At 56.4% G+C, this 16,095-nt stretch carries 16 protein-coding genes; 5 read left to right on the top strand and 11 right to left on the bottom strand.

Going from position 1 to position 16,095, the window contains the following annotated elements; translation table 11 throughout:
• Positions 1-9: 9 nt before the first annotated feature.
• A complete protein-coding gene (gene nrdE / locus LOH53_RS15115) occupies positions 10-2,181 on the bottom strand; it encodes a class 1b ribonucleoside-diphosphate reductase subunit alpha (RefSeq protein WP_376991274.1) in 2,172 nt (723 codons plus the stop codon).
• A 463-nt stretch (positions 2,182-2,644) separates the two neighbouring features.
• Between nrdE and LOH53_RS15110 the strand changes: the two genes are divergently transcribed.
• Genes LOH53_RS15110 through LOH53_RS15100 form a run of 3 tightly spaced genes read left to right on the top strand, consistent with a single transcriptional unit; the run spans position 2,645 to position 5,198 of the window.
• Positions 2,645-3,586 carry a metal ABC transporter substrate-binding protein gene (locus tag LOH53_RS15110; protein WP_230068590.1) on the top strand — a complete coding sequence of 314 codons (942 nt, stop codon included), beginning with the start codon at positions 2,645-2,647 and terminating at the stop codon, positions 3,584-3,586.
• The gene (locus LOH53_RS15105) at positions 3,583-4,326 is read left to right on the top strand and encodes a metal ABC transporter ATP-binding protein (RefSeq protein ID WP_230068589.1); all 744 of its coding nucleotides are present in this window, start codon (positions 3,583-3,585) and stop codon (positions 4,324-4,326) included. Before LOH53_RS15110 ends, LOH53_RS15105 begins: the two co-directional genes overlap by 4 nt.
• A complete protein-coding gene (locus tag LOH53_RS15100; RefSeq protein ID WP_230068588.1) occupies positions 4,323-5,198 on the top strand; it encodes a metal ABC transporter permease in 876 nt (291 codons plus the stop codon). The genes LOH53_RS15105 and LOH53_RS15100 overlap by 4 nt, the downstream gene beginning before the upstream one ends.
• A 42-nt stretch (positions 5,199-5,240) precedes the next feature.
• Here LOH53_RS15100 and LOH53_RS15095 read toward each other — a convergent pair whose 3' ends face one another.
• The 6 genes from LOH53_RS15095 to LOH53_RS15070 all read right to left on the bottom strand — a co-directional run bounded on the left by LOH53_RS15095 (position 5,241) and on the right by LOH53_RS15070 (position 9,227).
• Positions 5,241-5,921, bottom strand: coding sequence for a metal-dependent transcriptional regulator (locus LOH53_RS15095; protein WP_230068587.1), 681 nt, complete (start codon positions 5,919-5,921; stop codon positions 5,241-5,243).
• A gap of 36 nt (positions 5,922-5,957) precedes the next feature.
• Positions 5,958-6,743: a 5'-methylthioadenosine/S-adenosylhomocysteine nucleosidase gene (mtnN, locus tag LOH53_RS15090; protein ID WP_230068586.1), complete on the bottom strand. Its 786-nt coding sequence runs from the start codon at positions 6,741-6,743 to the stop codon at positions 5,958-5,960.
• Entirely contained in the window at positions 6,722-7,189 is a 468-nt protein-coding gene (locus LOH53_RS15085) for an S-ribosylhomocysteine lyase (RefSeq protein ID WP_230068585.1), read from the bottom strand. Before LOH53_RS15085 ends, mtnN begins: the two co-directional genes overlap by 22 nt.
• 102 nt (positions 7,190-7,291) lie before the next feature.
• Entirely contained in the window at positions 7,292-7,714 is a 423-nt protein-coding gene (gene arfB, locus LOH53_RS15080; RefSeq protein WP_230068584.1) for an alternative ribosome rescue aminoacyl-tRNA hydrolase ArfB, read from the bottom strand.
• Between the two features lie 44 nt (positions 7,715-7,758).
• The gene (locus LOH53_RS15075) at positions 7,759-8,919 is read right to left on the bottom strand and encodes an acyl-CoA dehydrogenase family protein (protein WP_230068583.1); all 1,161 of its coding nucleotides are present in this window, start codon (positions 8,917-8,919) and stop codon (positions 7,759-7,761) included.
• Between the two features lie 41 nt (positions 8,920-8,960).
• Positions 8,961-9,227 carry a hypothetical protein gene (locus tag LOH53_RS15070; RefSeq protein WP_230068582.1) on the bottom strand — a complete coding sequence of 89 codons (267 nt, stop codon included), beginning with the start codon at positions 9,225-9,227 and terminating at the stop codon, positions 8,961-8,963.
• 125 nt (positions 9,228-9,352) lie between these two features.
• Here LOH53_RS15070 and LOH53_RS15065 point away from each other — a divergent pair, with 125 nt between their 5' ends.
• Positions 9,353-9,817 (top strand): GatB/YqeY domain-containing protein, encoded by a 465-nt coding sequence (locus tag LOH53_RS15065; protein WP_230068581.1) that lies wholly within the window; start codon positions 9,353-9,355, stop codon positions 9,815-9,817.
• Positions 9,818-9,943: 126 nt separating this feature from the next.
• Positions 9,944-11,443, top strand: coding sequence for a flotillin family protein (locus LOH53_RS15060; protein ID WP_230068580.1), 1,500 nt, complete (start codon positions 9,944-9,946; stop codon positions 11,441-11,443).
• Between the two features lie 70 nt (positions 11,444-11,513).
• Here the strand turns inward: LOH53_RS15060 and LOH53_RS15055 are convergent, their stop codons facing one another.
• Genes LOH53_RS15055 through LOH53_RS15040 form a run of 4 tightly spaced genes read right to left on the bottom strand, consistent with a single transcriptional unit; the run spans position 11,514 to position 16,050 of the window.
• Entirely contained in the window at positions 11,514-12,245 is a 732-nt protein-coding gene (locus LOH53_RS15055; protein ID WP_230068579.1) for an SRPBCC family protein, read from the bottom strand.
• Between the two features lie 21 nt (positions 12,246-12,266).
• Entirely contained in the window at positions 12,267-13,130 is an 864-nt protein-coding gene (locus tag LOH53_RS15050) for an FAD binding domain-containing protein (protein WP_230068578.1), read from the bottom strand.
• On the bottom strand, positions 13,127-15,529 hold the full coding sequence (locus tag LOH53_RS15045; protein ID WP_230068577.1) for a xanthine dehydrogenase family protein molybdopterin-binding subunit: 2,403 nt from the start codon (positions 15,527-15,529) through the stop codon (positions 13,127-13,129). Before LOH53_RS15045 ends, LOH53_RS15050 begins: the two co-directional genes overlap by 4 nt.
• Positions 15,526-16,050 (bottom strand): (2Fe-2S)-binding protein, encoded by a 525-nt coding sequence (locus LOH53_RS15040; RefSeq protein ID WP_230068576.1) that lies wholly within the window; start codon positions 16,048-16,050, stop codon positions 15,526-15,528. Before LOH53_RS15040 ends, LOH53_RS15045 begins: the two co-directional genes overlap by 4 nt.
• Positions 16,051-16,095 lie beyond the last annotated feature (45 nt).

The following is a 16,095-nucleotide window of genomic DNA, read 5'->3' as shown; positions in this document are numbered from 1 at the left end:
GAGTGGATTTCACAGCGCGCAGGAGACGCAGTTCTCGATTTCGGTCCCACTAAGTGCGAGTTGGCGTAGCCGAATGTAGTAAAGGGTTTTGATGCCTTTGCGCCAGGCGTAGATCTGCGCCTTGTTGATGTCCCGGGTGGTGGCTGTGTCTCGGAAAAATAAAGTGCACGATAACCCCTGGTCGACGTGTTGCGTCGCGGCAGCATAGGTGTCGATTATTTTTTCGTACCCGATGTCGTAGGAGTCTGTGAAATATTCGAGGTTTTGTGCCGTCATATGTGGTGCCGGGAAATATACGCGGCCAAGTTTGCCTTCCTTGCGAATCTCGATCTTCGCGGCGATTGGATGGATCGACGCGGTGGAATTGTTGATGTAGCTAATTGATCCTGTGGGAGGAACTGCCTGTAAGTAGGCATTGTAAATTCCATGGCGCTGCACCGAGTCCCGCAGAATTCCCCAGTCTTCTGGAGTAGGGATACGCACCCGGGCAGAAGCGAAGAGTTCTTGTATTCTTGGAGTTGATGGCGACCAGGAACCATGAACGTACTTCTCGAAATAGGACCCATCGGCATACGTACTTCTCTCAAAACCTTCAAAGGCGGTTTGGCGTTCGATCGCGATTTGATTTGAGGAACGAATCGCATGGTAGGTGATCGTGTAGAAGTAGATGTTGGTGAAGTCTAGAGCCTCTTCGCTGCCGTAATGGATGTATTGGGAGGCGAGATAGCCGTGGAGGTTCATCTGTCCGAGCCCGATCGCATGCGAACGTTTGTTCCCGTTAGCGATGGAGGGAACCGCGTCGATGTTGGAGTGATCGGAGACATTCGTCAATGCCCGTACGGCAGTTTCGATACTCGCCCCAAGATCGGGTGATGCCATGGCCGCCGCGATGTTGAGCGAACCGAGGTTGCACGAAATATCGCGCCCTACGACCTGATACCCGGCGGCGCTGTCATAGCTAGAGGGGGTGTTGACCTGAAGGATTTCCGAGCACAAGTTCGACATATTGATCCGTCCCTCCAGAGGGTTTGCGCGGTTTACGGTGTCTTCGAACAAGATATAGGGGTAGCCAGATTCGAATCCTAGCTCGGCAATGGTCTTAAAGAACTCGCGTGCGCTGATCGTGGTCTTCTTGATCATTGGGTTGGCAACGAGGTCTTCGTAGTTCTCGCTCACTGACAGATCAGAGAGCGGAACCCCATAGACGCGATGAACGTCGTAAGGCGAAAATAGGTGCATGTCTGCCCCGCGTTTGGCAAGCTCGAAGGTGACATCGGGTATCACGACGCCGAGGGAGAGAGTCTTGATCCGGATCTTTTCATCCGCGTTTTCCCGCTTCGTGTCTAGGAAGCGAAGAATGTCGGGGTGGTGGGCGTGCAAATAAACCGCACCTGCTCCCTGTCGTGCGCCCAATTGATTGGCGTAACTAAAGCTGTCTTCCAGGAGCTTCATCACGGGGACCACCCCTGAGGCCTGGTTTTGAATCTTTTTGATCGGTGCACCCTGTTCGCGAAGATTCGTTAGCAGCAAAGCCACGCCTCCGCCACGCTTGGAGAGCTGTAAAGCGGAGTTGATACTGCGCCCAATTGACTCGAGATTGTCCTCCATGCGCAGCAGAAAACAGGAGACCAGTTCGCCTCTCTGGACCTTTCCGGCGTTAAGGAAGGTTGGTGTGGCTGGCTGGAACCTGCCGGTCATCATTTCTTCCACCAACTTGGAAGCGAGTATGGCATCACCTTTGCCAAGGAAGAGGGCTGTAGAAACAACCCGATCTTCAAAACCTTCTAAGTAGGTGCTCCCGTCGAAGCTTTTCATGGCGTAGCTGGTGAAGTACTTGAACGCGCCAAGAAAAGATGCAAACCGGTGACCGTGTGCGTAGGCCTCCTGATATAGATTTTTCACAAACCTCCACTTATAGGCCTGGATTGGTGCAGCTTCGTAGTACTCATTGTTGATGAGGTAGTCGATCTTCTCCTTGAGGCTTGCGAACCGCTGAGTATTCGGCGCAACATGCTGGGCCATGTAGAGAGCTACTGCCTCGTGGTCCTTCTCGAACTGGATGGATCCTTCAGGTGTGAAAAGGTTCAGCGCAGCATTGAGTGTGTGGTATTTCTTGCGTGCACCAATTCCCATGGATACCGGTTGCATAGCGGGGGATGGGTTTTGTGTAGAGGTGCTCATGAGGGCTCCTTCAATAGTGTGGCGGCGGGTGTTGTGGCGATGGGGTTGCGCTCCCCGAAATCCGCGAGGTCTTCGCGTCCGCGAAGGGTACCTCGGTCGGTGCCAAGAAGCTCTAAGCGATATAGCTGGGGAACATAACACCTGGCGGAGGTAATGGCCGGGCTAGGGCATAATGCTCACCGAAAGTGGTGTTGCTTGCAGTTGTGACGGCACGGGGAAGTCCGTGGTTTCCTTCGCGACCATAGAGACCTCCTTCGTTGACGACAATTCAGCGCGACTACATGTTGTGGTTCAAACTTGCTTCAGACACCACATCTAGTACTACATGACCAATCACAGCTTATCTACGTCCGGTTGTAATTTGCAACTACGTCTAGACGAACAATATGATGAAGGTATTCGAGTGACCAAAGGACTGGCCCTCAAATCTTGAGCCGCCGTGCAAAAGAAAGAACAAAGACCAATGCCCCGACAGTTGATTCCACACGCGTGCCGCACCCTCTCGTTCCTATGCGTTGCTGCGCTTACGTTCGTGCTGTCTGCTTGCGGCAACGCCGACGCCGAAAGCGCGGCCAGCGATGATCGCCCACTGGTGTTGACTACGTTCACAGTCCTTTCTGACATGGCCGAGAACGTCGCGGGAGGGCATCTGGAAGTTAAGTCAATTACGAAAGTCGGGGCAGAGATCCATGGCTACGAACCAACGCCGGGGGATATCAAAAAAGCCAGCAAGGCGGACCTAATTCTTGATAACGGGCTGAACTTAGAAGTGTGGTTTAGTCAGTTCTTGGACGGGTTGAAAGTTCCGCATGTTGTGGTCAGTGCTGGCATTGACGAACTCTCCATCACCGAGGACGCATATGCTGGTAAACCGAACCCACACGCGTGGATGAGCCCCCTGAATGTGCAGATCTACGTTGAAAACATGATCACGGCTTTTAGCGCTTTAGACCCACAGCATGCGGGGGACTACAGGGCCAATGGTGATGAGTACAAGCAGAAGCTCCAAAGTATCCAGGATGAGCTTGTCAAAGAGCTGGCAATGCTTCCAATGAACCAGCGGGCACTAGTTACCTGTGAAGGCGCCTTCTCCTATCTAGCCCGCGACGCAGGATTGAGTGAGAAGTACATCTGGGCTGTTAATGCCGAACAGCAGGCCACGCCGGCGCAGATCGTGTCTGCGATCGAGTATGTCAAGGCCAACAAAGTGCCGGCTGTATTCTGCGAATCCACCATCTCTGACGCACCGATGCGCCAAGTCGTTGAAGCGTCCGGCACGAGCTTTGGTGGCACCCTCTACGTTGACTCGCTCTCAGAAGCGAATGGTCCGGTACCGACTTATCTGGACCTGATCCGCCATGATTCAGCTGTGATCATCAAGGCACTCACCGGGAAAAATTCATGAGCGTCCCGTCCATAGAGGTCCGCAACGTCACGGTCCACTACGGCGAAGTATTGGCACTGGACCACGCCAACATCACTCTGGATCCGGGCCGCGTCTGCGCACTTGTGGGGATGAACGGGTCAGGGAAGTCCACCCTCTTTAAGGCGATTATGGGTATGGTTCGCCCAGATTCGGGAACAGTGCTCATTAACGGGGCAAGCCCGCTAAAATCCCGCAAGAGTGGTGCAATCGGGTATGTGCCGCAAAGTGAGGAGATTGACTGGGATTTCCCGCTGTCGGTGCGAGACGTCGTCATGATGGGACGCTTCGGCCACATGGGATTGAGACGACACGCAAAGAAGAGTGACAACGACGCCGTCGATCATGCGCTTGAACGCGTCGAGCTCACTGACTACGCGTCGCGTGCGATCGGGCAGCTCTCCTGCGGGCAGAAAAAACGTGCCTTCGTGGCACGCGGAATTGCCCAAGGTGCGTCTGTTCTCCTGCTGGATGAACCATTTGCTGGGGTCGACAAACGCTCGGAAGCAACGATGACCACCTTATTGCGCGAACTCTCTGCTGACGGTGCCACGATCCTTGTCTCTACCCACGATCTGCACGCTGTTCCCATCTTGGCGGACGAGGCAGTTTTGCTCATGCGCAGGGTGCTGATGCACGGAGATCCACATGAGGTTCTGAAACCTAACAACCTCGCCCTCGCCTTTGGTCTGGACGTTCTGAACAGGGGTACCACAGTATGAACCTGATAGTTTTCTTCCTCGAACCTCTCAGCTACGACTTTATGGTTAGGGCCCTAGCGACCACGCTGATCGCTTCAATAGTGTGTGCACTACTCTCTTGTTGGCTTGTTCTTATTGGTTGGTCATTAATGGGCGACGCCGTTTCTCACGCGGTTCTACCAGGGGTTGTTCTCGCGTACATCGTGGGGGTTCCCTTTGCGGTTGGCGCAGTTGCCTTCGGGTTCCTTGCCGTGGGACTCATCGGTTTGGTGCGCGATACTAGCAGGGTTAAGGAGGATGCCGCGATCGGAATCGTCTTCACCACCTTGTTTGCTCTGGGCCTTGTCCTGATTTCCATCACGCCATCTCAGACAGATCTGTTCCACATCATCTTCGGGAACTTGCTGGGTGTCTCATGGGCGGATCTCACCCAGATCATCGTCTTGGGTGCCATCACCTTCACGATTTTAGTGATCAAACGCCGGGACTTTACCCTCTTCGCTTTCGACCCCACCCATGCTCACGCCATCGGGCTCAACCCCAAGTTGCTTGGCGCCGCACTCTTGGGTCTTCTTGCCCTCACGGCTGTGGTCGCACTCCAAGCGGTGGGAGTGGTTCTTGTCGTCGCGATGCTCATCATTCCTGGGGCTACGGCTTACCTTCTCACCGATAGATTTGGACGGATGCTGGTCATCGCTCCCGTAATTTCAGCGATGTGCGCTGGCATTGGCCTATACCTGAGTTATTACCTAGACACCGCCTCCGGGGGCATGGTGGTTCTCACTCAAGGGGCAGCTTTCACTGCCGTTTACCTTTTCAGTCCGCGGCATGGGCTTGTGGGTCAACGGATATTGGCCCGACGACGTCGAGGATCCCTAGAGCCCTCTAGCTAAGGTCAAGGTTGCCGCCGTCGTACTTTTTAGAGTGACAACCGTTCAATTCTGGACAATGGAGACGTACAGGGCATCAGTGGCTGCGCGGCCGAGGGCGAGCGATGAAGTAGAGCCAGCCACCCGAACGTCTATCGAGTCTGAGAAAGGCGCCCCAGCGCCGATCTGAAGCCGTGCCCCCAAGACGATTTTTTGTTCTAAGAAGAACTGCAGTAGAAGTGGATCCGCATCCGAGATCCGTTCCACCAGAACAGCCTGACCAGCACCAACTTCCGTCAGCTGGACGGCGTCAGGAAAGACGACTGTGCCATCAGCGGCCGGGATGGGATCGCCGTGGGGATCCCGAGAGGGGAAATTAAGGAACTCATCGATCCGGTTCACCAGAAAATCGGAGACCGCGTGCTCCAGGTTCTCCGCTTCATCGTGTACTTGATCCCAACCATAGCCCAGCACACTCACTAGAAATGACTCGATCAATCGATGCCGCCGTACCATTGCCAACGCATACTCTTGCCCCGTGGGCGTTAGTTCAACAGACCCATACGGGGAATGCACCAATAGCCCCTGCGCAGAAAGCTTGCGCACCGCGTCCGAAACGGAAGATAGCTTCAGTTCCGTCTTCGCCGCGATCAAGGTTGCGGTGACCGGAGTCTGTGACCACTCGGCCAGACTCCACACAGCTTTGAGGTAGTTCTGAGTACTCGTGGATAAATCAGAGACGGACATGATCTAAGGGTATGTGCTCAACGTTCGGCTGCGCCACTACGCCGTTGTGGGGGCCTGCACCCGCTGTGACAGACTGGCCAGCCAAGAGTCCATGACGCTCAACGCAACTTCGGCTGAGCGCTCGGCAGCATCGTCAACATGGCTCAGGAAGTCCGCATCGGCGCTTGGCCCGCACAGATCGGAGATCCCGCGAATAGCTAGAAAAGGCGCCTCGTAAGCGCGAGCCGTTTGCGCGATTGCCGAGGATTCCATGTCTGTCGCCAGAACTTGTTCAAACTGGCCTTTGATGAGCACTGCCCGTTCGTGACCAACAAAGGCGTAGCTGGAAACGATGAGTCCATGATGCACTCGAGCAACTAGCCCCTCCGCAGGTGGAACGAAAGTGCTGACATCGCGAAGAAACGCTGGGACAGGGTAGGAAGCTGGCATGCCCGGGACTTGGCCGAGCTCATAGCCAAACGCCCGGGCGTCGGCGTCGGCGTTGATGTGATTTGTTCCCACCACCACATCCCCTACGCGTACCTGCTCACCGAGCCCACCTGCACTTCCTGCACTAATAACGAGCGGAGCCGGCGCTTTATGCTCGCGCGAACCGGCACCGAGTAGGGCTGAAGTTGCAGCGCCCGCGGCGTTGACAAGTCCGATTCCACCTTGTACCAACCGCACGTTAGCGCCCTTGATACTAACTGTGCGGTGAATTGAGTTGCCCCGATGAACAGCATCACTGACCGCGGTGGCACGTTCTAAGAAGGGAATAATTTCCTCTTCCATGGCTGCAATGACAATTACGTCAACGTGCTTCACGCGATCACGTTCTCCCACTGAGCACGTTCCTTGAGGAACGCGCGGGCGGCGTCCTGAGCTGCCTCGAGTGAGTGGTTGGCACCCCACCCGCATTGAGTTTCGTTGGCGGCAGGTACCTCGACAGCGGCCAATACATCCGTCAGGGTCGCTTCGATGAGACTGAGCACGGCAGGGATATCAGGCTCGCCTTCCATGATGAGGTAAAACCCCGTTTGGCATCCCATCGGAGAGAAATCGATAACGGCCTGTGAATGGTTGCGCGAATGTTCGGCAAAGAGATGCTCAAGTGAGTGGACAGTCTTCATAGCCAGATGGGCCGCATTTGGTTGGGTAAATCGCACGTCATATTTTGTAATGACGTCCCCATGACGAAGTTCCTTACGGTCGGCAACACGCACATAGGGTGCCTGAACGCTTCGGTGATCGAGGTTGAAAGACTCTACATTCATCCGACGTTGGGTCATGGCGGTGCTTTCCTATCTGTGTTTGAGCTCTGTGTTTGATCGCAGCTTGTCTCTTTGCAACTTCCAGCCTAGCGGGGGAGAAGCAGGCACCGAGAGCGCAATCTAATCGGCGGACGGTCGCTGGCGAAGCTGTTTGGTGGCTGAGCGTTGCTGCTTTGCGGCCTGATGGCGTCTGCGTGAGCTACGGCTTGCTTTGCTAGCACGGCGTTGCGGCCCCTGCGGGGCAAGCGCCTGGGCGAGGATTTTTGCCATTTTATTCAGCGCAATCTCGCGGTTGCGCAGCTGTGAGCGATGTTCGGAGGCGGTCACGATGAGTGTTCCTGCGATCAAGCGAGCCGCCAACCTGGCGCTAATGTTATCCCGTTGTTCCTCGGAAATTGCCAATGATCCGGTGATGTTCCAGGAGAGTTCTACTCGGGTCTCCGTTTTATTGACGTGTTGACCGCCGGGACCGGAGGACCGGGAGAACTTCCACGCCAGCTCAGCTGCTGGAATTATCAGCTCAGGTGAAACGTTCAGGTCCATGTATCAAGTCTTACACGGTGGCGAGTCTGTTCCGCCGGCTAGCATCATCGGAACGCCGGAATACCGGTGATGTGATGACCAAGGATCAGCGTATGGACTTCATCGGTGCCCTCGTAGGTACGCACGGATTCAAGGTTGTTCGCGTGGCGCATGGGCGAGTAATCAAGAGTTATACCGTTCCCACCGAGCAAGGCTCGCGCATCGCGGCAAATCGAGATCGCTTCGCGGACGTTGTTGAGTTTACCCAATGAAATCTGGTGCGGTAACAAAGCGCCGGCATCCTTGAGCCGGCCCAGCTGCAATGCCACCAGCATGCCTTTGTTGATCTCCAACGCCATATTAACCAACTTTTCCTGAGTGAGCTGGTATCCAGCCAGTGGCTTGCCGAATTGGAGTCGTTCTTGAGAGTATTTGACCGCCGTTTCGAAGCTGTCGCGAGCAGCTCCCATCGCGCCCCAGATTATGCCGTATCGAGCTTCATTGAGGCATTCGAAGGGTCCGCGCAAGCCTTTCGCCAGGGGGAGCATTGCCGTTTCAGGTAGCCGGACGTCCACCAAGGCGACGTCGCATTGGATGGAAGCTCGCAGGGATAGTTTTGGCTCGATTTTCGACGTCGTGAAGCCTGGCGTGTCAGTGGGCACAATGAAGCCGCGTACGCCTTCGGAAGTCTGTGCCCAAACGATGGCGATGGCAGCGATCGACGCCATTCCTATCCAACGTTTGGTGCCGCTGATGATCCAGTGCGCTCCGTCCCGGCGGGCGAACGTGAGCATGTTGCCGGGATCGGATCCCGCACTTGGTTCTGTCAGGGCGAAGCAGCCGATGATCTCTCCAGCAGCCATCCGGGGCAGCCACTCGTTCTTTTGCTCCTCGGAGCCGTGTTTATGTATGGCGCTCATGGCTAAAGACCCCTGAACGCTGACGAAAGTGCGTAGGCCCGAGTCTCCGGCTTCCAATTCCAGGGCGGCAAGGCCGTATTCGACGGCGGAGCCTCCTGGACAGCCATATCCGGAAAGATGCATGCCCAACAGTCCGAGTCCAGCCAGCTCAATGACGATTTCTGGCGGAAAGTGTGCTTTTTCATACCACTGGCCAATGTTGGGCCGGACAGCGGTGTCCACGAAGGAACGAACTCGCGTGCGCAGCGCCAACTCCTCGGCGCTCAGGAGGGAATCTAGATTCAGAAGATCTGAAATCTCAGGCATGGTAGCTCCAGTCGTGTCCGGGTGTTTCAAGGCAATGGGTGTTAGTGAGCCATTCCACTTTGGACGGGTACGTGGTCCACAGCGTTGCGCTTGTGCCCGATTTTCTGGGCGTTTCGCTTATAACCTTTGGCATCAAGCTGGTTGCCCGCCCGATACGAGGCGAGGGCGTCGTCATAAAGACCATTGAGCCGACGTCCAGAGTATTCCTGTGCCGTGCCGTCACTAAACGTGATGGAGACCTGCACGCTGGCGGGGAAATGCTTGCTCATACGGATATATCCGTCGGAGTCTTGGAGGAGGGTGATCATGTCATGCCGCTTTCGTGGGTGGTGGAACCCCAGTCTACGATGCGCAGCATTCGAACTGGCACGGAGGATAATTGACGCTGGGGTGGCTAACGGTCACTTCTTTCAACCCCGAGAAAAGGAACACAATGTCTTCGCTGAAACAGCAGCTTAAGAACGATGTCGTCGCTCACATGAAGGCTGGAAACAAGGTGGCGCTGGCTACTATCCGGAATGTGTTGGGCGAAGTTGAGACGAAGGAGAAGTCCGGCAAGACCCCGGTTGAATTCGACGACGCAGCACTCATTACACTGCTTCAGAAAGAAGCTCTCAAGCGCCACGAGAGCGCCACTATATACGCGGATGCGGGGGAAGCTGGCCGTGCTGCTGCCGAAATTGCTGAAGCACAAGTCATTGAAGGGTACTTGCCTCAGCCGTTGACCGAAGCCCAGGCACGCGCCATTGTTCAGGAAGTCATAGCAGAGCAAGTCTTAGCCGGGGATCCGCTGACTATGCGCCAGATGGGCCAAGTTATGAAGCCTGTTCAGGCGAAGATCGCCGGACGTTTTGATGGAAAGGCAATCTCGGAGATGGTGCGGGCTCAACTAGCCTGAGACACTGCCGGGCCCGCCTTTTTCTCCATCATGTGGAGAACCTGGGCAACTTCCGTAGGATCGAGTCATGGGCGTTAGCGATCGTTAGCGCCCACGATCACACTCGACAACGTTTGTAAGGGCCTCATGATACTCACACTCATCCCCTTGTTCATTGGAATTGCCGCACTGGTGGTGGTCCTTGGCTTAGTTGCCGTCGTCTCGAAGATGGCCTTGCACATCGCCAGCCCCGACCAGGCTTTGATCATCTCCTCCAAGGACAATAAGAGCCAGCCGGACCCCAATAGCCAGAGCGTGGTGTTTGGCCGGATCTTCATCAATCCGTTCACGCAGCGCGCATATCCGATTTCATTAGCCTCTCGTCAGGTAGCCCTGAAGATTGAAGGCATCTCACAAAATGGCATCAAGCTTCACCTCACGGGTGTGGCTCAGGTGAAGGTTGGTGGGGATGTGGACGCCGTGCGGAAAGCTGCCCAGCGTTTCTTGAATCAGCAAGATGCCATTGACCACTACACGCAGGAGACCCTTTCAGGTTCGCTGCGATCAATTGTGGGTACCTTGACGGTGGAATCCATCATTAAGGACAGGGCGTCTTTTGCTAAGAGTGTTAAGGAAGAAGCCGAACACTCAATGCACAATCAGGGCCTGGAAATTGATACCTTTCAGATCCAGTCGGTCGACGACGACTCCGGATACCTACTAAACCTTGGCCGTCCGGAGGCTGCTTTAGCTGAAAAAAGGGCAAAAATTGCGGAGGCCCAGTCGCTACAGGAGGCCGAGCAGGCTAAGGCAATCGCCGACGAGCAGGTGGCGTTGGCTCAGCAGCAGCTGATCATCAAAAGGGCAGAGCTGAAGGAAGAAGCAGACGCTCGGCAGGCTAGGGCTGATGCCGCGGGACCGCTGGCCGCAGCTGAGCAGCAAGAGCAGGTCATCATTCGCGAGCAACAGGTCGCATTGCGCCGTGCAGAACTGCGCGAGAAGGAACTGGACACCGAGGTCCGCAAGCCTGCGGACGCCGAAAAATACCGTCTCATCCAGCAGGCAGACGCCAAACTGGAGGAACGCCGTCGCGCTTCTGAAGCAGCCGAGATTGAGGCAACCGTGGAACTTGCCAAGCGGAAACTCACGGCTGAGGGTGACCGGGTTGGTGCCGAGGCAGATGCCGCTGCCAACACGGCCAGGGGCAACGCGGATGCTGCTGTCATTGAAGCGAAGGGACGAGCAGACGCATCAGTAATCCGTTCCCGTGGTCAAGCGGAGGCAGGGACCACGGAAGCCAAGGGCCTGGCGGAAGCGGCAGGTATAGCGGCCCAGGCGGAGGCCTATGAGAAATTCAATGAGGCTGCCATCCTCAGCAAGGTCCTTGAGGTCCTCCCTGCGATGGCGCGTGAAGTTGCAGCCCCAATGTCTGCCATCAAGAATATGACGGTAGTTTCCAACGACGGTGCCAGCAAGTTGAGTCGAAATGTTTCTGACGGTGTCCAGCAGACCACGCAGTTGATCAAAGACTCCACCGGACTGGATCTGATTGCGTTGCTCCAAGGCATGGGGAAGTCTACGACTTCCAAAAAATCTGACATAGCGCATGAGCCGGTTCTTACGCACGAACCGAGCACCAGCGACTAAGCAAGAGACGTAAACGGCCACACCCTTTTGGGTGTGGCCGTTTACGTCTCGGGGTGCTTCGCGCTGAGGTTTAACGTCTCTTGGGTTTTTTACACCCGCCCATTTTTTTGCCCTGACCGAGGCAGACAGCGAGCGCCACGACCGCGATCAAGGCCACAATGAAGGGAGCAAAACGTTTTGCCAGCACCGGCAGCACGGCTGAACCGAGGTCCAATTCGGGTTGGTCGGTTTCGGTGCGGTCTTTGCTGGCACTGTCTTTGCTGACACTGTCTTTGCTTGCGCGGTCTTGCAGGGGAGGAGTCGCACTGGCCGCGGCTTCGTCAGTGTGGCTAGCGGCCGGTTCGCTAACGTCCTCTTCGGCACCGGTTGCTTTGCTGATCACGCATTGCACAAACGCTTCTAGCAGTTTGTCGGAAATATCCTGAATAACGCCCCTGCCAAATTGGGCTGGTTTGCCCGTGACGTTCATGTCGGTGGAGACGTCCACTACTGTGCCGTCGCCGTCGGCAGTTAGAACAGCAGTCACAGTGGCCCCAGCGGTTCCATTTCCGCGTTTATCTTTGCCTTGGGCGCTAATCACGACCGTGTGCGAGTCTTCGTCACGGGAGAGAAATTCCCCGGTCCCCGTGTACAACATGGCGATGGGCCCGAGTTTGACCTTGACGGTACCCGTAAAGGTGTCTCCTTCTACCGAAGTGAGGACGGCGCCCGGGAAACATGGAGCTATCTCTTCTAGCTGGTTGAAGGAATGCCACGTTTCCGCTAGGGAACTTGGGACGCTGAAGTGATGTTTGAGTTCCATCGCTGCCTTTCTTTATGGTGTTTAGAGGCCGGCTGCGGCCAGAACAGCGCGTTTGGCAAGCACTGTGGAGAGATGCTTGCGGTAGGTGCTATCACCGTTGAGATCGCTGGCAGGCTCCGTGCCCTCCGCGGCCAAACTGCACGCCGCAGTGATGGATTCAAGCGTTGCGTTCGAACCCACAAGTGCCTGTTCTACCGCTGTGGCCCGCAGCGGAGTGCTGGCCATGTTGGTCAATCCCAGCCGCGCTCGTGTGAAAGTGCCATCCTCAATCTTGACCATGGCAGCAACTGCCACGATCGACCACTGCTGGGCCACACGGGTGAACTTTTCATAATGAGCGCCCCACCCAGTGAATTTAGGTACCTGTATGTGTGTGAGGATCTCGTCGTCAGCAACCGCGGTGGTGAAATAGCCCTGGAAAAAGTCGGATGCTTCCACCCGTCGTTCACCGCGGGGGCCAGCCAAGATAAACGTCGCACCTGTGGCCAAGACCGGGGCAGGCATATCCCCGGCAGGGTCGGCGTGCACCAGCGCCCCGCCGAAGGTGCCTCTGTGGCGGACTTGAGGGTCTGCCACCGTCGCCGCAGCTTTGTGAAGCAACGGCAGATGTTTTGCCAGCAACGCGTTGGTCGCGATCTCATGATGAGGTGTCATGGCACCTATTAGGAGGGTGTCTTCCTGCTCGCTCACTCCCACAAGTTCACTGATCTTGCCCAAGTCGATGACAAGCGCGGGGTCCGCCATGCGCAGCTTCATCACGGGAAGCAGACTTTGCCCACCGGCCAGCAATTTCACCTCGTCTCCGGCAGATTCGGCCGCAGCCAGCATGGCCAACACCTCTTCCACAGTGGACGGGGCAGCGTAGTCGAATGCGCTCGGAATCATTGCATACCTCCGGTGGTCTTGGCCTCTTCCAATGCATGCCACACCCGTGACGGTGTGCACGGCATCTTGATGTCCTTCACACCCAAGTGCCGCAGGGCATCCAAGACGCCGTTCACGATCGCAGGCGTGGAGGCGATGGTGCCGGCCTCACCAACGCCCTTGGCGCCCAGTTGGTTCGATGTTGCCGGTGTCTCGGTACGGTCGGTGATGTAGTGCGGCAGGTCAGGTGCGCCGGGCACCAGGTAGTCGACGAAGGAGCCAGAGACTAGGGTCCCGGCGTCGTCGTACACGGCTTCCTCGTAGAGAGCCTGCGAGATTCCTTGGGCCAGTCCACCATGGACTTGGCCCTCAACTAAGACAGGATTGACCACCACCCCGATGTCATCGACGCAAACATATTTCAAAACATTCACGTGACCCGTCTCCGTGTCTACCTCTATTGCGGCCAGGTGCGTGCCGTGGGGGTAGGAAAAATTAACGGGGTCGAAAGTGGCTTCGGAATCGAGGTTTGGTTCTACGCCCTCAGGCATATTGTGGGCAGAGAAGGCGGCGAAGGCTATCTCTCCCAATGTCGTGGACTGCTCTGTGCCTTTGACGGTGAAACTGCCATTAGCGAACTCAAGGTCGCCTTCGCTGGCCTCCATCATATGCGCAGCAATAACTCTGGCCTTTTCAATGACTTTGTCGGCGGCAGCCAGCACGGCCATGCCGCCTACACTGAGGGATCGGGAACCGTAGGTATCCAAGCCGCGTTGGGAAATCGCCGTGTCACCATGGAGTACCTGTATGTTCTCGAACGGCACACCGAGCCGATCCGCAACGAGTTGGCTCCACGCTGTCTCGTGTCCTTGTCCGTGCGCGGAGGAACCGGTGACCACCTCGATGGTCCCGGTGGGCAGCACCCTTACCTGGGCATGTTCCCAGCCACCTGCCGCGTAGTTGAGGGATCCGAGCACTCTGGAGGGGGCGAGCCCGCACATTTCGGTGAACGTGGAGATGCCGATGCCCAACTGCACCGGATCGTTATTTTCCCGCCGCCGCTTTTGCTCGTCTCGCATGCCGTCGTAATCGAAGAGTGCAATTGCTTTATCGGTGGCGGCTTCGTAGTTCCCGGTGTCGTATTCAAGTCCCGCCACCGTGGTGAATGGGAACTCATCGTGCCTGATCCAGTTCTTGGCCCGGAGTTCCAAAGGATCCATTCCAAGCTCTGTAGCTAGCTCGTCCATCATGCGTTCGATGGCGAACGTTGCTTCAGGCCGGCCAGCGCCACGGTAGGCGTCCGTCCAGGGTTTGTTGGTGAAAATGTTGTTGCACTCAAACCTGTAAGCCGGGAATTTATAGATGGAGTTGTACATGAAGGCGCCAAGGATGGGAATGCCTGAGGTGATCAGCCCCAAATATGCGCCCATGTCGGCGAGCAGGTTCACACTCAATCCTGTAACAATGCCTTCTTTGGTGGCGGAGATCTTCAACCGCTGCACTTGTGCCCTGCCGTGGTGGCCTACTTGCAAGGACTCACTGCGCGTCTCAGTGAACTTGCAGGGTTTCCCACTCCTGCGCGCTGCCAGAACAGTGATGATCTCCTCGGGAGTCACCTGAAGCTTGCCACCAAATCCGCCGCCCACATCGGGGGCGATCACGCGAACCTTACTTTCGGGGATGCCCAACGTCAAAGCCAGCATAAGGCGCAAGATGTGAGGTATCTGAGTGGAACTCCACATGGTGAGCTGTTCACCCGTGGGGTCCACCACGATTGAACGGGGTTCCATGAAAGCGGGGATCACTCGCTGCTGGTAGAGGGTTCGCTCCACCACCACCTCCGAATTTGCCAAAGCATCCGCGATGGAGGTGCCGGTTCCGGCCTCTGCCGAGTCAAAAATCCAGGTAGCGGACTTATTTGAATCCAATGTGGAGTGCGCTAACACCTGGTCGGTGAACGCCTCCTCTAAATCCAAGACAACGGGTAGTTCCTCATAGTCCACGTCCACTAGTTCGACGGCGTCGCGGGCCGCGGCCACGCTGCGGGCGATGATGACGGCCACTACCTCCCCGGCAAAGGCGACTTCGTCAACGGCGATGGATGGGTGAGCCGGGGCCTTTTGGTCAGGCGTCACAGGCCAGGCGTTGGGGAGACTGCCTTGTTCCTGTGCTACGTCGGCACCTGTCAGTACTGCTAAGACGCCCGGAGAAGACTTCGCCGCGGTGACGTTGATGCCCGTGATCTTGGCGTGGGCAAATGGGCTTCGGACCATGGCCAAATGAAGCATCCCGGGGAGAACCATGTTGTCAGTAAATCGGGAGCGTCCAGTGATCAGGTGCGCATCCTCTTTCCGGAGTCTGGCCTTGCCAATTTCTGGCTTTTGCGCTGCCGCTGGGCTGGATTCTGTGGTGCTAGTCATGACACACCTGCCGTTTTGTCTGCTCCGGACTGCACTCCGGAGTCGTCATATTCGACGCCGTCGGCCACACTCTTTACCGCGGCCACGATGTTCTGATACCCGGTACACCGGCAGAGATTGCCTTCCAAGCCCTCCCGAATCTCCTTTTCGGTGGGATGCTGGTTTTCGGTCAGAAGTGATGCGGACGCCATGATCATGCCGGGGGTGCAAAACCCGCACTGCAACGCATGACACTGGTGGAACGCTTCCTGCAAAGGGTGCAGTTTGCCGTCCTGTGCCATCCCTTCGATAGTGGTGACCTTGTGACCGTCCGCCTGGACCGCCAGCATTGTGCAGGACTTTACGCTGACGCCGTCGAGATGGACGGTGCAGGCGCCACAGTTGGTGGTGTCACAACCTATGAGTGTGCCTGTCTTGCCGAGCCGCTCTCTCAGGTACTGGACTAACAAAAGTCTTGGTTCGACGTCGTCGTTGTAGTTGGCTCCGTCAACTTCGACGGTGATGTTTTTCGAACTCGCCATTGAGGACTCCTCATCGTCAAGGAGACACGCATCTGCCCGCCTCCA

The sequence above is a fragment of the Arthrobacter cryoconiti genome, from assembly GCF_020905375.1.
GTDB lineage: Bacteria > Actinomycetota > Actinomycetes > Actinomycetales > Micrococcaceae > Specibacter > Specibacter cryoconiti.
Note: the sequence above shows the minus strand (reverse complement) of the source record. Positions and strands in the feature narration are given on the sequence as shown.

Coding starts and splice junctions, on each gene's coding strand:
- LOH53_RS15045 (WP_230068577.1), bottom strand. CDS start 15,529: ATGACTAGCACCACAGAATCCAGCCCAGCGGCAGCGCAAAAGCCAGAA.
- LOH53_RS15075 (WP_230068583.1), bottom strand. CDS start 8,919: ATGCCTGAGATTTCAGATCTTCTGAATCTAGATTCCCTCCTGAGCGCC.
- LOH53_RS15040 (WP_230068576.1), bottom strand. CDS start 16,050: ATGGCGAGTTCGAAAAACATCACCGTCGAAGTTGACGGAGCCAACTAC.
- LOH53_RS15065 (WP_230068581.1), top strand. CDS start 9,353: ATGTCTTCGCTGAAACAGCAGCTTAAGAACGATGTCGTCGCTCACATG.
- LOH53_RS15070 (WP_230068582.1), bottom strand. CDS start 9,227: ATGATCACCCTCCTCCAAGACTCCGACGGATATATCCGTATGAGCAAG.
- LOH53_RS15110 (WP_230068590.1), top strand. CDS start 2,645: ATGCCCCGACAGTTGATTCCACACGCGTGCCGCACCCTCTCGTTCCTA.
- LOH53_RS15105 (WP_230068589.1), top strand. CDS start 3,583: ATGAGCGTCCCGTCCATAGAGGTCCGCAACGTCACGGTCCACTACGGC.
- nrdE (WP_376991274.1), bottom strand. CDS start 2,181: ATGAGCACCTCTACACAAAACCCATCCCCCGCTATGCAACCGGTATCC.
- LOH53_RS15095 (WP_230068587.1), bottom strand. CDS start 5,921: ATGTCCGTCTCTGATTTATCCACGAGTACTCAGAACTACCTCAAAGCT.
- LOH53_RS15060 (WP_230068580.1), top strand. CDS start 9,944: ATGATACTCACACTCATCCCCTTGTTCATTGGAATTGCCGCACTGGTG.
- LOH53_RS15100 (WP_230068588.1), top strand. CDS start 4,323: ATGAACCTGATAGTTTTCTTCCTCGAACCTCTCAGCTACGACTTTATG.
- LOH53_RS15085 (WP_230068585.1), bottom strand. CDS start 7,189: ATGACCCAACGTCGGATGAATGTAGAGTCTTTCAACCTCGATCACCGA.
- LOH53_RS15050 (WP_230068578.1), bottom strand. CDS start 13,130: ATGATTCCGAGCGCATTCGACTACGCTGCCCCGTCCACTGTGGAAGAG.
- LOH53_RS15055 (WP_230068579.1), bottom strand. CDS start 12,245: ATGGAACTCAAACATCACTTCAGCGTCCCAAGTTCCCTAGCGGAAACG.
- arfB (WP_230068584.1), bottom strand. CDS start 7,714: ATGGACCTGAACGTTTCACCTGAGCTGATAATTCCAGCAGCTGAGCTG.